The following is a 15040-nucleotide window of genomic DNA, read 5'->3' as shown; positions in this document are numbered from 1 at the left end:
GGGGCACGGTTCACGGCGCGACGGCCAGCCGCCACCGCACCTCGCCGTCCTGCTGCTCCGCGGTGGCCGACAGCCCGGCGGCGCGGGCCACGGCGGCGGACGCGTGGTGGTCGGGGTGGATGTGGGCGACGATCGTGCGCACGCCCTGATCCCGTAGCAGGCCGACGAGTCCCGCGGCCGCCTCGGAGGCGAGGCCGCGGCCCTGCCAGGGGGTGCCCACGACCCAGGCGATCTCGGCGTGGTCCCGCCCGGTCACGGTGGCCTGCAGGGTCCCGGCCGGCCGGTCGGCGTCCCGCATCCGCAGCACCCAGTTGCACCAGGAGACGGACGGGTCCGGCGAACCGGCGACGAGCCGTTCGTAGCGGGCCCGCAGCGCCTCGGGTGTGCCGGGGGCGCCGCCGATGAAGGTGTGCAGCGCGGGATCGCCCAGGACGACCGCCATCTCCGCCGCGTGGTCGACGCGCAGCGGGACGACGTCGAGCCGGGCGGTCGCGAACGGCTCGGCACGGACACTCGAGCGCATGACCCCTCCCGGGAAACACATCAGCCGGTGACCTCCCTTGCGGGAAGCCACCGGCTGATGACTCAGGGTGAGTGACGGGACTTGAACCCGCGGCATCCTGGACCACAACCAGGTGCTCTACCAGCTGAGCTACACCCACCACGCCCGGCAGTTGGACTTTGCGGTCTCCCTACCGGCCGAGAAAAAGTGTACAGGGTCCGGAGGGGTGCTCGCGCACGCCTTTTCCGGGGCCCTGTCAGCTGCTGGGCAGCACGTGCTTCGCGGCGATGGTCCTGGCGGTGTCGGAGTCCGGCCCGGGCTGCGGCACGAAGACCGCCTCGCGGTAGTAGCGCAGTTCCGCGATGGACTCGCGGATGTCGGCGAGGGCGCGGTGGTTGCCGTTCTTCGGGGGGCTGTTGAAGTACGCCCGCGGGTACCAGCGCCGGGCGAGCTCCTTGATCGACGACACGTCGACGATCCGGTAGTGGAGGTAGCCCTCGAGGGAGGTCATGTCCCGCGCCAGGAAGCCGCGGTCCGTGCCGACGGAGTTGCCGCACAGCGGCGCCTTGCCCGGCTCCTTCACGTGCTCCCGTACATACGCCAGCACCTGGGCCTCGGCCTCGGCGAGGGTCGTCCCGCCCGCCAGCTCGTCGAGCAGTCCGGACGCGGTGTGCATCTCGCGCACCACCTCCGGCATCGTCTCCAGCGCCCGGGCCGGCGGGCGGATGACGATGTCGACACCGTCGCCGAGCACGTTCAGCTCGGAGTCGGTGACCAGGGCGGCAACCTCGATGAGAGCGTCGTCCGACAGCGAGAGGCCGGTCATCTCGCAGTCGATCCAGACCATGCGATCGTTCATGCGACCACCCTAAAGCTGACGTCGGCTTTTGCGGTGCCCCGCGTGGACGCTCTCGTGCCCGAGCGCCGGCCGGGCCGGTGGGCCCGGCCGGCGCTCGAGAGCTTCCGTCACCCGCTCAGGTACTGCTGCGCTGCCCCGGCAGACTCGCCCGCGAGGTCGCGTACGCGTCCCGCGCGTGCTCGGACGGCAGGGACGCCGACGAGCCCATCGCACCGGCCGTCGCCGAGGCCGTACGCCGCAGCTGCGGCGGTACCGGTCCCGGAGCGTCCGGGTGCAGCGCCTGTGACGGTGGCGGCGGCGACGGTTCGTTGTCCGTCTGCCGTTCGCCCTGTGGCCTGCGGGCCCGGTAGGCCGCCCGGTACGCCGCCGGGGACGAGCCGAGCTGTCGGCGGAAGTGGCCGCGGAGGGCCACCGGCGAACGGAAGCCGCAGCGCCCCGCGACCTCGTCCACCGAGTAGTCCGACGTCTCCAGCAGGCGCTGCGCCTGGAGCACCCGCTGGGTGATCAGCCACTGGAGCGGTGCGCTGCCGGTCAGGGACCGGAAGCGGCGGTCGAACGTGCGGCGGCTCATGTAGGCGCGTGCCGCCAGCGTCTCCACGTCGAACTGCTCGTGGAGATGCTCCAGCGCCCAGGCGACGACCTCGGCGAGCGGGTCGGCGCCGATCTCCTCCGGTAAAGACCGGTCGAGGTAGCGCTCCTGGCCGCCCGACCGGCGTGGTGGGACGACCAGCCGCCGGGCCAGCGCGCCCGCGGCCTCGTTACCGTGATCCGTCCGCACGATGTGCAGACAGAGATCGATTCCGGCCGCCGTACCCGCCGACGTCAGCACATCGCCGTCGTCGACGAACAGTTCGCGCGGATCCACGTGTACCGACGGATAGCGCTTGGCCAGCGTCGGCGCGTACATCCAGTGGGTGGTGGCCGGGCGGCCGTCCAGCAGACCCGCGGCGGCCAGCACGAACGCGCCGGTGCACAGGCCCACGATGCGGGCACCCTCCTCGTGCGCCCGGCGCAGCGCGTCGAGCGCCTCCTCCGGCGGCGGCGAGGTGATCGAACGCCAGGCCGGCACGACGACCGTGCCCGCCCGTGCGATCGCCTCCAGGCCGTGTGGCGCGGTGAGTTCCAGGCCCCCTGTGGTCCGCAGCGGGCCTTCTTCACCACCGCACACCAGCAAGCGGTAGCGCGGTACGCCGGCGTCCTGGCGGTCAATCCCGAACACCGACAGTGGAATGGAACTCTCGAAAATGGGGCCGCCGCTGAACAGCAGCACCGCGACGATCTCCTTGCGGCGTCGCCCGGAGAGTTTCCGGGCCGCGGCTTCCGGCGCGGCAGTGGAGTCGTGGCTCATCCTGCTAAGCCCCCCTCGGTGGTCGCGGCTCCTCGGTTGTGTCGCTCCTGCACGTTTCCCCTCGGTCCTGCACGAGTCCCCCGCCGTAGACAGTCAAGATCGAATCTAACGTGTCGCACAATGCCGGCGTGGCCACTTCGCCACCCGGCAGATTGTCGACATGGCAACTTGGCGTGAAGCATTCGATCACGAAGCGTTGCACTCGTGGGCCGTGCAGGGAAGTGCGCCTCGGTGCGGTGGCCAATCCCCGTAGGGTGCGCAGGCCCCCTGAGGCCCTTTCCGTGCAGGTGGAACGGGGGGTGGGGGGTGGTTGGGGCAAGGGATGCGCCATCACCGGAAGTTGGCTGAAAAGAAGCGGGTCCGTGCGTGAAAACCGGTCAACCGGCCGGTGAGTTTCCCCCGGAGTGACGACCGCCACGGTGCGACCCCGTCCCGGTGCGCTGATGGCGCCCCCGGGGGTGCGCCTGGGGCGTGGGCTCCTCGTCGAGCAACCGGGCCGCGCACCGCTCGGACCGGCGCAGCAGCACCCGGCAGACGGCCGTGACGGCGGCGAGGCCGAGGGCGGTGCCGGTGGCGCCGGCCAGCGAGGTGCCGTACCAGAGGAGGACCACCGGGACCAGGAAGCAACTGAAGGCCCCCCAGCGGATCAGGTCGGTCGACCGGTCGTCGCCGGGGCGGGGGTCGGGGGTCGCGCGGGGCGAAGGCACGGGGCGGGCTCCTTCCTGGGGCGGCGGTGCGGGGCGGCGGTGCGAGGGGCGGGGTACGGGGTGCGGGGTGCGGGGGCGGTCGGACGGCGGCGGTGGAGCAGTGGTGGAGCGGTGGTGGGGCGGCGGTGCACGGGGTTCAACGCCTGTTCGAGCGGTCGGTCACTGTCGGCGGCGGTCCCGCGTAGGTGAACCCTGTGCAAACCGCCTGTACGGGGCAGCAACCATTGCGTTACGGGCGTCCGCTCGTGCATGCTCCCTGGAACCCCCACCGGGGGCGTGCGGGAACTGGGCCTCGGAGGCGTGCCGCCGTACCCTTGGGGGTATGGGGTTGGGAAGATGATTCCCGGACAGCTCCGTTGCTCACACCGCCGCGTCCCACCCGTATAAGGATCAATACGCCGAGACAGCCATGGCCGGTCACGAATTCTTCGAACCCGCGGACCGCAAGCGGCCCGTCGCCGACCCTACGGCGGCCGAGCCCCAGGCGGCGGAAGACGCACGCCACTCGTGCGATCCAGCCTTCAAGCACGGCGTGGTCGTCGGCTTCGACGGCTCCACGTCCAGTGAACGCGCGCTCGCGTACGCCATCGGCATGGCCCACCGCTCCGGCTCGGGCCTGATCATCGTCCATGTCGCCAACCGGCTGCCCACCACGGTGTGGGCCGGCTGCGAGCCGCCCGTCTTCGTCGACGTGCCGGATCACCGCACCGAGGTGCTCGGTCTGGAGCTCGCGTGCGCGGAGTACCTCGCCGAGGTGCCCTGGATCCTGGTCGAGCGCGGCGGCGACATCTGCCACGAACTCGAAGAGGTGGGGCGGGAGTACGAGGCCGACGCGATCGTCGTCGGCTCGACCCACGGGATCGTCGGCCGGATCTTCGGCTCGGTCGCGGGGCGACTCGCCAAGCGGGCCAAGCGGCCCGTCGTTGTCATTCCGTAACTCGCCGTTCTCCCAGGTGAGATGAGATCTGGGTACGCCCCGCTCCCCTTGTCGCGCAGCATAAATCTACTGGCGCGTAGGGGTGTTTGTGCCTTTGTGAAGGGCATATACCGCTCACACAACTGCACATGCATGAAGGGAGCCCGCCGTGGACAACGACGTCTCTGCGGGAAGCAGCACCACCACGATCGCCGGCCGACTCGCCCTGGGTGTCACCCTGTTGGCCTTCGGGCTCGGTTACACCGACCTCATCGACGGCGTGACGGCTGCGGACGCCGTATCCATCGCCCACTACGTCGGCGGCGTCGCACTGTTCGTCGCCGGCCTGCTCGCCCTCCGCGACCGCGACGCGGCCGCCGGCACCGCCTACACCGTCCTCGGCGCCTTCTGGTTCACCTGGGCGGTCTCCGCCGGTACTCAGGTCTCCGACAACGCCGCAGGGCTCTTCCTGCTCCTGTTCGCCCTCGTGGCGCTCTCCCTGACCCTCGCGGGTGGGGACCAACTCGGCCAGGGCGCCTACGGGTTGTTCTGCGTCGGGCTGGTGCTGATGGCCGTCGCCCGGTTCGCCGACAGCGACGGGCTCACCAAGGTCGGCGGCTGGTTCGCCGTCGCGGCGGGCGCGGTGGCCTGGTACGCGGCGACCGCGGCGCTGGCCCACTGGCCCACGGCAGTTCCCCGACGTGCTGCCCGCCCCGGCGTGACGGCCACGGGCTGATCGGCAGCCGGCGCCGGGGAGTTGGGCGTCCCCGGCAGGAGAACGGCCCCCCACGCGCAGGTGGCACGCGTGGGGGGCCGTTCCGTGCGAGCGGGGAGGACTACTCCACCGTCACCGACTTCGCCAGGTTGCGCGGCTTGTCGATGTCGCGGCCGAGCGCCTTCGCCGTGTAGTAGGCGAGGAGCTGGAGCGGGATGCCCATCAGGATCGGGTCGAGCTCGTCCTCGTTCTTGGGGACGACGACCGTCTGGTCGGCCTTCTCCTGCTCCCGGTGGGCGACCGCGATGATCTTTCCGCTGCGGGCCTTGATCTCCTCCAGGGCGGCGCGGTTCTTCTCCAGCAGGTCGTCGTCGGGGACGATCGCGACCGTCGGGAGCGCCGGCTCGATGAGGGCCAGCGGACCGTGCTTGAGCTCGGAGGCCGGGTAGGCCTCGGCGTGGATGTACGAGACCTCCTTGAGCTTCAGCGAGGCCTCACGGGCGACCGGGTAGCCCCGGACACGGCCGATGAAGAGCATCGAGCGGGCCTCGGCGAGCGTCTCGGCCAGCTTCTCGATCTCCGCCTCCTGCTCCATGATCTCGGCGATCTGCGCGGGCAGCTTGCGCAGGCCCTCGATGATCCGCTTGCCGTCGCGCACGGAGAGGTCACGGGTGCGGCCCAGGTGCAGGGCGAGCAGCGCGAAGGCGACCGTGGTGTTGGTGAAGCACTTCGTCGAGACGACGCAGACCTCGGGACCCGCGTGCACGTACACGCCGCCGTCCGCCTCGCGGGCGATCGCCGAGCCGACCACGTTGACGACGCCCAGCACCCGGGCGCCCTTGCGCTTCAGCTCCTGGACGGCCGCCAGCACGTCGTACGTCTCACCGGACTGCGAGACGGCGATGTACAGGGTGTCGGGGTCCACGACCGCGTTGCGGTAGCGGAACTCCGAGGCGGGCTCGGCGTCCGCGGGGATGCGGGCGAGCTCCTCGATCATCTGGGCGCCGATCATGCCCGCGTGGTACGAGGTTCCGCAGCCGAGGATCTTCACCCGGCGGATCTGGCGCGCCTCGCGGGCGTCCAGGTTGAGGCCGCCGAGGTGCACGGTGGAGAAGCGGTCGTCGATGCGGCCGCGCAGCACGCGGTCCACGGCGTCGGCCTGCTCGTGGATCTCCTTGTGCATGTAGGTGTCGTGGCCGCCCATGTCGTAGGAGGCGGCCTCCCACTCGACGGTGGTCGGCTCGGCCGTGGTGCGGGTGCCCTCGGTCGTGTAGGTGCGGAAGTCGTCGGCCTTCAGGGTGGCCATCTCGCCGTCGTCGAGGGTGACGATCTGGCGGGTGTGGGCGACCAGTGCGGCGATGTCCGAGGCGACGAACATCTCCTTCTCGCCGATGCCGAGGACGACCGGGGAGCCGTTGCGGGCGACGACGATCCGGTCGTTGAAGTCGGCGTGCATCACGGCGATGCCGTAGGTGCCCTCGACCACCCGCAGCGCCTCGCGGACCTTGTCCTCGAGCTTCTCGGCCTGGGCGCGGGCGACGAGGTGGACGAGGACCTCGGTGTCCGTCTCGGAGAGGAACTCGACGCCGTCGGCCTCGAGCTTCTTCCGCAGGTCGGAGGCGTTGTCGATGATGCCGTTGTGGACGACGGCGACCTTGAGGTCGGCCGACATGTGCGGGTGGGCGTTCACGTCGGAGGGGGCGCCGTGGGTGGCCCAGCGGGTGTGGGCGATGCCGGTGGTGCCCTTGAAGCGCGCCGGGACCTTGGCCTCCAGGTCGCGGACCCGGCCCTTGGCCTTGACCATCTTCAGGCCGGCCGTCTTCGGCGAGGTGACGACGATGCCCGCCGAGTCGTAGCCGCGGTACTCGAGCCGCTGAAGGCCTTCGAGCAGCAGCGGGGCCACGTCACGCCTGCCGATGTATCCGACGATTCCGCACATATATAGGTATCCCCAAGCTTTCGATCACCCGTAGACGATGCGCCGCAGTTGCCTGAGCGTGAGCTCGGGCGGCGCCACCGCACGGTATTTCAGGTCCGCCTCGACCCGTTCGAAGATCTCCGCGTTGACCAGACCCTGGGCCTGGAGCTCGCGGTGGCGGCGACGGACGTAGTTCTCGGTCGTCTCGTCGAAGTAGGCGAGCACGTCCTGGATCACCCGTAGCGCCTCGCCCCGCTGGAGGGGCGTGGAGCGCGTCAGGTGATCAACGAGTTCGTCGTGCACCCGGTAGATCCTGGGGTACGCGAGCCGGTTTCGCAAGAATCGTGCCCGATTTCGGGCAGGCACCTGTTAAGGAGCCTTGGGGGAACCTTGAATGTGTTATGAGCCGCTGTTCCCCGGCCGTCCATTTGGCGGCTTGCGGCCCGTCGCCCGAGGCGACGAGTTTCAGACGTCATGGACACTCCTCGCATGGGCGTACCCGAGCAGCTCGCCGACCGCATGAGCATGGCCGAGCAGCACGAGTACCTGCGCGCCAAGTTCTCCCGGCGCACGATGATCAGAGGCGGCGCCGTCACCCTGGGCACCGTCACGGGTGGCGCGTTCGTGACCGGCGCCACGGCACAGGCGGCTGTGCCGGCGCAGACCCCGAAGACCACGCCGGCCGCCGAGCACGTCGACGGCGCCCTCGTCGCCCCCTTCGGGCGCCACCTCGCCTACGGCAAGGACCCGCGCACCGAGATCACGGTCTCCTGGCAGGTCCCGGTCGCGGTGAAGAAGCCCTTCATCCGGATCGGCGCCCACCCCTGGGACCTCTCCCGCAAGATCGAGGCCGAGGTGCGCACCCTGTACACCCCGGCCGGTGTCGGCGCCAGCGGCGACCACACCCAGTACTACCTGCACGCCGAACTCACCCACCTCAAGCCCGGCAGGACGTACTACTACGGCGTCGGCCACGCGGGCTTCGACCCGGCCGCCGCCCACCTCCTCGGCACCCTCGGCACCTTCACCACCGCCCCCGACCACAAGGCGCCGTTCACCTTCACCGCCTTCGGCGACGAGGGCGTCGGCTACCACGGCCTCGCCAACAACAGCCTTCTCCTCGGCCAGAACCCTGCCTTCCACCTGCACGCCGGCGACATCGCCTACGCCGACCCGGCCGGCCAGGGCAAGACCGCCGACACCGGCTTCGACTCCCGCGTCTGGGACCAGTTCCTCGCCCAGACCGAGTCCGTCGCCAAGTCCGTCCCGTGGATGCCGGCCTACGGCAACCACGACATGGAGGCCTGGTACTCGCCCAACGGCTACGGCGGCGAGGAGGCCCGCTGGAACCTCCCGGACAACGGCCCCGACGCGAAGAACCTCCCGGGCGTCTACACCTTCGTCTACGGCAACACGGCGGTGATCTCGCTCGACGCCAACGACATCTCCTTCGAGATCCCGGCCAACCTCGGCATCTCGGGCGGCACCCAGACCAAGTGGCTGGAGACGCAGCTCAAGAAGTACCGGGCGTCGAAGGACGTCGACTTCATCGTGATCTTCTTCCACCACTGCGCCTACTGCACCTCCACCGCGCACGCCTCGGAGGGGGGCGTGCGCCAGGAGTGGGTGCCGCTGTTCGAGAAGTACACGGTGGACCTGGTCATCAACGGCCACAACCACCAGTACGAGCGCACCGACGTCCTCAAGAAGGGCGCCGTCACCAGGAAGCTCCCGATCGGCGGCACGGCGTACCCCGAGACCGACGGTGTCGTGTACGTCACGGCGGGCGCGGCCGGCCGCAGCCTGTACGCGTTCAGCGCCCCGCTCTCCTACGAGGGCCACGAGAACGAGGTCGACTCCGTCGCGTCCTTCATCAACACCAAGGACGGCAAGGTGAACGAGACCGTCACCTGGTCGCGCGTGCGCTACCTCGACTACTCGTTCCTGCGGGTGGACGTGACCCCGGCCGCGAAGGGCCGTACGGCCACGCTGACCGTGCGCGGCATCGCCGAGACCGGTGACCAGGTCGACCACTTCACGGTGGCCCGCAAGGCGAAGTAGCACCACGTCACAGGCGGTCCTCGACGCGCTACAAGCGCCTGAGGACCGCCTGTTTGGCCATCGCGAACTCCTCGTCCGTCAGGACGCCGTCACGGCGCAGCTCACCCAGTTCGCGCAGACGGCGCAGCAGCGCGTCATGGTCGTCCCCGCCGGCGGAGTCCGCCTCGCGCTGCGCGGGTACGACCTCCCGGGGTCCGGCCGCCGGGTGGGGCAGCCTGGCCTGCACGGCCGCCGCGACGAGCGCCATCAACGGGTCCTTCCTGAACCCCCACAGCTCCACGGCGTTGGGGTCGTACTTGGCCGGTGCCTTCGTCGGCGCGTGACGCAGCCGGAAGCGCAGACAGCCGTTCTCGAGGCCGACCGCGGGCTGCCACTCCACCGCCTCGATCTCCGCGATGCCGATACTGCGGGCGCCGGCGGAGGCCTTGGACTCCTCGGTCTTCCAGTTCCACTCCAGACGTACCCGCTCACCGTCGAAGCTCGCCGTGCCGTCCCCGGCGGAGGCGGACAGGGGCACCGACGGGCCGGGCAGCAGATACGCGTCCACCGGGTCGGTCGGCACCTCGTCGAGGAGCAGTGCCTGGCGCACCTCGTCCACGAGGTACTCGGCGACCCCGTACCGGTCGGATTCGACGAGCAGCTGGTACGGATCGTGCGGCTCGGTCAGCCGTCCGCCGGTCGCCTGGAGCAGGGGATCGGCGCCGTCCCGCAGCCGTAGCCGCAGCCGCCCGGTCTTCCTTCCCTGCTCGAACGACAGCCCGGCCAACGCGCCCAGGGGGACGATCAGTTCACCCAGTTCCCTGCGGAGCGGGCTGACGTTCTTGTCCCGGCCGGGGGTCAGCCGCAGGGCATCGCCGTCGAAGACCCAGGTGCCGTCCTTCTGGATGATTTCCGCCATGGGAGGAGATTCTTCCAAACATGGCGACGGGCGCCCCCGAGGACCGTACTCGGGGGCGCCCGTCTGTCCGGATCAGAACCCCGTGACGGGATTCTTCAGGGTTCCGATCAGCTGGAGGGCGCCCGACGGGTCCGCCAGGTCCACCATCTGCTTGTTGTTGCGCAGCTGGAGCCGGTTGAGGCAGGACAGGGCGAACTCGGGGGCGAACATGTCGTACTGGCGGAACCTGTCGGCCAGTTCGGGGTTCGCCTCCTGGTAGGCGCGGGTGACCTCGGCGACCGTGCGCCAGAAGTCGTCCTCCCCGAGGATCCCCTCGGTGGCGAGGCCGGCCGCGAGGAAGCGGAAGAAGCAGTCGAAGACGTCCGTGAAGATGGACAGGAGCTTTTTGTCCTCGGGCACCTCGACGCGGATGCGCCGGACCTCGGGCGGCAGCACCGCGTCCGGGTCCATGACCGCGATCTCCTCGGCGATGTCCTTGTAGATCGCCCGCTGCACCGCCCCGTCCTTCAGGACCAGGACGGTGTTCTCGCCGTGCGGCATGAACACCAGGTCATAGGCGTAGAAGCTGTGCAGGAGCGGGGTGTAGTACGCCTGGAGGTAGCCGCGCAGCCACTCCGTCGGCGCCAGGCCGGACTGCTCGATCAGCGCGCCGGCCACCGAGCTGCCCTCGTGGTCCACATGGACCAGGGAGGCCATGGTCGCCAGCGACTCGCCGTCCCGGAGCGTCGGCACCGGGCTCTCCCGCCACAGCGCGGCCAGCATCTTGCGGTACGGCGAGTAGCGGTCCGTCGCGGCCTCGTACTCCAGGTGCCGGTAGCCGACGGCCGCCCGCTCCCGGATGATCGACAGGCCCGTCGAGCGCAGCACCGGGTCGTTGTCGATGAGCTGGGCCAGCCAGTCGTTGATGGCCGGGGTGGCCTCCATGTAGGCGGCCGAGAGCCCGCGCATGAAGCCCATGTTGAGGACGGACAGGGCCGTCTTCACATAGTGCTTCTCGGGGTGCGAGGAGTTGAAGAAGGTCCGGATGGACTGCTGCGCCAGGTACTCGTCGTCGCCCTCGCCCAGGCAGACCAGGTTCCCGCGGGCGATCTCGGCGGCGAAGGTGACGGTGAGCTTGTTCCACCACTGCCAGGGGTGGACGGGGATGAGGAGGTAGTCGTCCGGGTCCCGGTCCTGCTCACGCAGGATCCCGTCGAACCGCTCGACCGTCTTCTCGCCCAGTTCCTCCCGCAGGAAGGACTCGTAGTCGATCCCCACGCCCGCCGTGAACGCGGCCCGCGAGCGGTGCGCGGCCAGCCACACCAGCCGGACCGGGCTCGCCGTCTCCGGGGCGTACGACAGGTACTCGTGGATGCCGAAGCCGAGCCGCCCGTTGTTGGCGACGAAGCAGGGGTGGCCCTCGGTCATCCCGGTCTCGATGGCCTGGAAGCCGCTCCTGACCAGCTCGGCGGACGTGATCTGCGGTTTGGTGAGTTTGTAGCAGGTGCCGGAGAGGGTGGAGGAGATCTCCTCCAGGTAGACCGGCAGGATCTCCTCGCTCAGGCCCAGCGTCTTCTTCAGCTCGATGAAGAAGTCCAGCGCGGTGACCGGGAGTTCGGCCTCGTCGCGGGTGCGGGTGATCGAGTCGGCGTCCACCTGCCAGTGGTCGAGGGCGTGGCGGGCGGCGGTGAAGCGGTAGTAGGTCAGCCCGTCGTCGCTGCGGACGACGAAGCGGCCGTCCTTCTCCTCGGGGGTGATCAGGCGCTCGTGCGCGAACTCCGCGAGGGCCTTGCGGACGAGCAGACGGTTGGCCTTCTCCCAGCGCTCGGGGGAGAGGTGGGCGACGGCGTCGGCGAGGCTCATGCCGGCACCTCCGTCGCCGCGACGAACTGCTCGCGGGTGCAGAAGCTCAGCAACGCCCGCTTCTCCGGCTTCTGGATCTCCCGCTCGGGCACGAACCCGACGGCCTCGTTGAGGGCGTGCACCGCCGTGTTGGAGACGTCCGGCTCGACGACGACCCGGGAGGTGGTCGGGTCGTCGAAGAGGCGCGCCATCACGGTGGTGATCACGGCCCGCGTGAACCCGTGCACGGGCCGGTCGGTGGGGGCGACCAGGAAGTGCATGCCGACGTCGCCGGGCTGCGGCTCGTACAGGCCGACCAGCTCACGGTGGGCCGGGTCGTAGTACTCCATGAGGAACGCGGGCTCGCCGTCGTGCAGGCCGATGAGGGCGTGGCTGTGCTCGTCGGCCGCGATGTCCATGTAGGCGCGCTCGACGTCCACCAGTTTCGCGCTCTGCATCATCCAGTACGCGGCTTTGGGGTGGGTGACCCAGCCGTGCAGCAGCTCGGCGTCCTCGACGGGGTCGAGCGGGCGCAGGGTGAGGCGGCCGACGGCGGCCGTGGTCGTGCTCATACGGCGAACTCCTGGAACGCGATGGTCTTCTCGACCGGGTAGTACTCGCTGCCGAGCAGGTCACGGATGATCGAGCTGTTGCGGTACGCCCCCATGCCGAGGTCGGGGGAGGTGATGCTGTGGGTGTGCGCGCCCGCGTTCTGCAGGAACACGCCCCGGCCCGTGGTGTCGATGGAGTAGTTGCGGGCGACGTCGAAGTTGCCGTGGGAGTCGTAGCGCAGTCTGTCCCGGACGGGCGCGAGGAACTCCGGCTCGGTGTACTTGTAGCCGGTGGCCAGGACGAGCCCCTGGGAGCTCAGCTCGAAGTCCTTCTCCTGCTCGTCCTGGCGGAAGGCGAGGGTGTAGGTGCCGTCGGCGTAACGCGCGCTCGTCAGCGAGGAGTTGGTGAGCAGTCGGGTGGGCACCGGGCCGCCGAGGTTCTTCTGGTAGAGCAGGTCGAAGATCTCGTTGATGAGATCGCCGTCGATGCCCTTGAAGAGGTTCTTCTGCTCGGCCGTGAGGCGGTAGCGGGTCTGCTCCGGCAGCTCACGGAAGTAGTCGATGTACTCCGGGGAGGTCATCTCCAGCGTGAGCTTGGTGTACTCCAGCGGGAAGAAGCGCGGGGAGCGGGTGACCCAGTTCAGCCGGTAGCCGTGGACGTCGATCTCGCTGAGCAGGTCGTAGTAGATCTCGGCGGCCGACTGCCCGGAGCCGACCAGCGTGATCGACTCCTTCTTCTGGAGTTCCGCCTTGTGCCGCAGATAGCGGGAGTTGTGCAGGAAGTCGCCGCCCAGGTCCGCGCAGGCCTCCGGGACGTAGGGGGGCGTGCCGGTGCCGAGGACCAGGTGACGACCGCGGTACCGCTCGCCGGCGGTGGTCCGCACGACGTACACGTCGTCCTCGTACGTCACTTCCGCGACCGTCGTCGAGAAGCGCACGCTGCTCAGCTTGTTCGCGGCCCAGCGGCAGTAGTCGTCGTACTCGACGCGCAGCGGGTAGAAGTTCTCGCGGATGTAGAACGAGTACAGCCGGCCTTTCTCCTTCAGGTAGTTGAGGAAGGAGTACGGCGAGGTCGGGTCGGCCAGGGTGACCAGGTCCGACATGAACGGCGTCTGGAGGTGGGCGCCGTCGAGGAACATGCCGGCGTGCCACTCGAAGTCCGGCTTGGACTCCAGGAAGACGCCGTCGAGCGTGTCGATGGGCTCGGTGAGGCAGGCGAGGCCGAGGTTGAAGGGGCCGAGCCCGATCCCCACGAAGTCATAGGTGTGGCTGGCTTCAGGAAGCGCGGTCAAGGGACTCTCCCAGGTACTGCTCGGCGTGGCCGGCGATCAGGTCGAGGACGGCGGCGATGTCGTCGGTCGTCGTCTCGGGGTTCAGCAGGGTGAACTTCAGGTAGTGGCGGGCGCCGACCTTCGTGCCCGCGACCACCGCGTCACCGGACGCGAACAGGGCCTTGCGGGCGTAGAGGTTGGCGCGGTCGATCTCGGCCGGGTCGGTGACGGCGGCGGGGATGTAGCGGAAGACGAGGGTGGAGAGCGACGGCTGGACGACGACGTCGAAGCGCGGGTCGGCGGCCAGTAGGTGCCAGCCCTCGACGGCCAGGTCGCAGACCTCGTCGAAGAGCTGCCCGATGCCGTCGGCGCCCATGGTCCGCAGGGTCATCCACAGTTTGAGCGCGTCGAAGCGGCGCGTGGTCTGCAGGGACTTGTCCACCTGGTTGGGGATGCGCTCCTGCACCGCGCGGCGCGGGTTGAGGTACTCGGCGTGATAGGTGGCGTGGCGGAGCGTCGCCGCGTCGCGGACCAGTACGGCCGACGAACTCACGGGCTGGAAGAAGGACTTGTGGTAGTCGACGGTGACGGAGTCGGCGCGTTCGATGCCGTCGATCCGGTCCCGGTACTTCACGGAGGCGAGCAGACCGCAGCCGTAGGCCGCGTCGACGTGCATCCAGGTCTCGTACCGGTCGCACAGCTCGGCTATCCCGTGCAGCGGGTCGATGGAGCCGAAGTCGGTGGTGCCGGCGGTGGCGACCACGGCCATGGGCGTCAGACCGGCTTCCCTGCACCGCTCCAGCTCGCGGGCGAGCGCGAGGGTCTGCATCCGCTTGTCGTTGTCGACCGGGATGGACACCACCGCGTCGGGTCCGAGACCCAGCAGTTTCGCGGACTTCTTCACGCTGAAGTGGCTGACCTCGGAGGCGAAGATGCGCAGGTCGGCGAGGGACTCGGCTTTGGCCTCCTCGCGGGCGAGCAGCAGTGCCTGGAGGTTGGACTGGGTGCCGCCGGAGGTGAACACGCCGTCGGCGGCCGGGCCGAAGCCGATCCGGGCCGTCGTCCAGTCGATCAGTTTGCGCTCGATGAGGGTGCCGCCGGCCGACTGGTCCCAGGTGTCGAGGGAGGAGTTGACGGCCGACAGGACCGCCTCGCCCAGCACGGCGGGGATGACGACCGGGCAGTTGAGGTGGGCGAGGTAGCGGGGGTGGTGGAAGTAGATCGCGTCGCGGAGGTAGACCTCCTCCAGCTCGTCCAGGACGGCCGTGGTGTCGTGCAGCGGCTTGTCCAGGTCGATCCCGTCGATGCGGGGCGCGAGGGCGTCGACCGAGACGCCGGTGAACGGACGGTCGGTGGCGGCGATTTTGGCGGCCACCCGCTCTACTCCTTCGGTCACGGAGCGGCGGTACTGCTCCGCGGTCGTGTCATTGAGCAGGTGCGAGCGCATGGTGGAGGTCCTCCGGGGGGTGGGGA

At 69.7% G+C, this 15040-nt stretch carries 14 protein-coding genes and 1 tRNA gene; 3 read left to right on the top strand and 12 right to left on the bottom strand.

Features of this window, described 5'->3' with window-relative positions; translation table 11 throughout:
* Positions 1-10: 10 nt before the first annotated feature.
* The 5 genes from OG736_RS17175 to OG736_RS17155 all read right to left on the bottom strand — a co-directional run bounded on the left by OG736_RS17175 (position 11) and on the right by OG736_RS17155 (position 3416).
* Positions 11-523 (bottom strand): GNAT family N-acetyltransferase, encoded by a 513-nt coding sequence (locus tag OG736_RS17175; RefSeq protein ID WP_327183231.1) that lies wholly within the window; start codon positions 521-523, stop codon positions 11-13.
* Between the two features lie 66 nt (positions 524-589).
* Positions 590-662: transfer RNA gene (locus OG736_RS17170), tRNA-His, on the bottom strand.
* Positions 663-758: 96 nt separating this feature from the next.
* Positions 759-1361 (bottom strand): oligoribonuclease, encoded by a 603-nt coding sequence (gene orn, locus OG736_RS17165; RefSeq protein WP_142264464.1) that lies wholly within the window; start codon positions 1359-1361, stop codon positions 759-761.
* A gap of 115 nt (positions 1362-1476) precedes the next feature.
* The gene (locus OG736_RS17160; RefSeq protein WP_327183230.1) at positions 1477-2709 is read right to left on the bottom strand and encodes a helix-turn-helix domain-containing protein; all 1233 of its coding nucleotides are present in this window, start codon (positions 2707-2709) and stop codon (positions 1477-1479) included.
* A 377-nt stretch (positions 2710-3086) separates the two neighbouring features.
* Positions 3087-3416 carry a hypothetical protein gene (locus OG736_RS17155; protein ID WP_327183229.1) on the bottom strand — a complete coding sequence of 110 codons (330 nt, stop codon included), beginning with the start codon at positions 3414-3416 and terminating at the stop codon, positions 3087-3089.
* 409 nt (positions 3417-3825) lie between these two features.
* Here OG736_RS17155 and OG736_RS17150 point away from each other — a divergent pair, with 409 nt between their 5' ends.
* A complete protein-coding gene (locus OG736_RS17150) occupies positions 3826-4353 on the top strand; it encodes a universal stress protein (RefSeq protein ID WP_057600310.1) in 528 nt (175 codons plus the stop codon).
* Positions 4354-4501: 148 nt separating this feature from the next.
* Positions 4502-5068 carry a GPR1/FUN34/YaaH family transporter gene (locus OG736_RS17145; RefSeq protein ID WP_327183228.1) on the top strand — a complete coding sequence of 189 codons (567 nt, stop codon included), beginning with the start codon at positions 4502-4504 and terminating at the stop codon, positions 5066-5068.
* A gap of 100 nt (positions 5069-5168) precedes the next feature.
* Here the strand turns inward: OG736_RS17145 and glmS are convergent, their stop codons facing one another.
* On the bottom strand, positions 5169-6986 hold the full coding sequence (gene glmS, locus OG736_RS17140) for a glutamine--fructose-6-phosphate transaminase (isomerizing) (RefSeq protein WP_142264461.1): 1818 nt from the start codon (positions 6984-6986) through the stop codon (positions 5169-5171).
* A 24-nt stretch (positions 6987-7010) separates the two neighbouring features.
* Positions 7011-7268 carry a hypothetical protein gene (locus OG736_RS17135; protein WP_020131788.1) on the bottom strand — a complete coding sequence of 86 codons (258 nt, stop codon included), beginning with the start codon at positions 7266-7268 and terminating at the stop codon, positions 7011-7013.
* A gap of 186 nt (positions 7269-7454) precedes the next feature.
* Between OG736_RS17135 and OG736_RS17130 the strand changes: the two genes are divergently transcribed.
* A complete protein-coding gene (locus tag OG736_RS17130; RefSeq protein WP_327183227.1) occupies positions 7455-9026 on the top strand; it encodes a purple acid phosphatase family protein in 1572 nt (523 codons plus the stop codon).
* Positions 9027-9054: 28 nt separating this feature from the next.
* Here OG736_RS17130 and OG736_RS17125 read toward each other — a convergent pair whose 3' ends face one another.
* From OG736_RS17125 to desA, 5 genes are all read right to left on the bottom strand, one after another.
* Positions 9055-9924, bottom strand: coding sequence for a DUF4429 domain-containing protein (locus OG736_RS17125; RefSeq protein WP_327183226.1), 870 nt, complete (start codon positions 9922-9924; stop codon positions 9055-9057).
* A 72-nt stretch (positions 9925-9996) separates the two neighbouring features.
* Entirely contained in the window at positions 9997-11766 is a 1770-nt protein-coding gene (locus OG736_RS17120) for an IucA/IucC family protein (protein WP_327183225.1), read from the bottom strand.
* Positions 11763-12317, bottom strand: coding sequence for a GNAT family N-acetyltransferase (locus OG736_RS17115; RefSeq protein WP_327183224.1), 555 nt, complete (start codon positions 12315-12317; stop codon positions 11763-11765). Before OG736_RS17115 ends, OG736_RS17120 begins: the two co-directional genes overlap by 4 nt.
* Positions 12314-13588, bottom strand: coding sequence for a lysine N(6)-hydroxylase/L-ornithine N(5)-oxygenase family protein (locus OG736_RS17110; RefSeq protein ID WP_327183223.1), 1275 nt, complete (start codon positions 13586-13588; stop codon positions 12314-12316). The genes OG736_RS17115 and OG736_RS17110 overlap by 4 nt, the downstream gene beginning before the upstream one ends.
* Positions 13572-15014, bottom strand: a complete 1443-nt coding sequence (gene desA, locus OG736_RS17105) for a lysine decarboxylase DesA (RefSeq protein ID WP_327183222.1) — start codon at positions 15012-15014, stop codon at positions 13572-13574. Before desA ends, OG736_RS17110 begins: the two co-directional genes overlap by 17 nt.
* Positions 15015-15040: the final 26 nt, after the last annotated feature.

The organism is Streptomyces sp. NBC_01334 (genome assembly GCF_035983595.1).
Lineage (GTDB): Bacteria > Actinomycetota > Actinomycetes > Streptomycetales > Streptomycetaceae > Streptomyces > Streptomyces coriariae.
The sequence above is the reverse complement of the archived record's forward strand: the minus strand, read 5'-3'. Positions and strand labels throughout refer to the sequence as shown.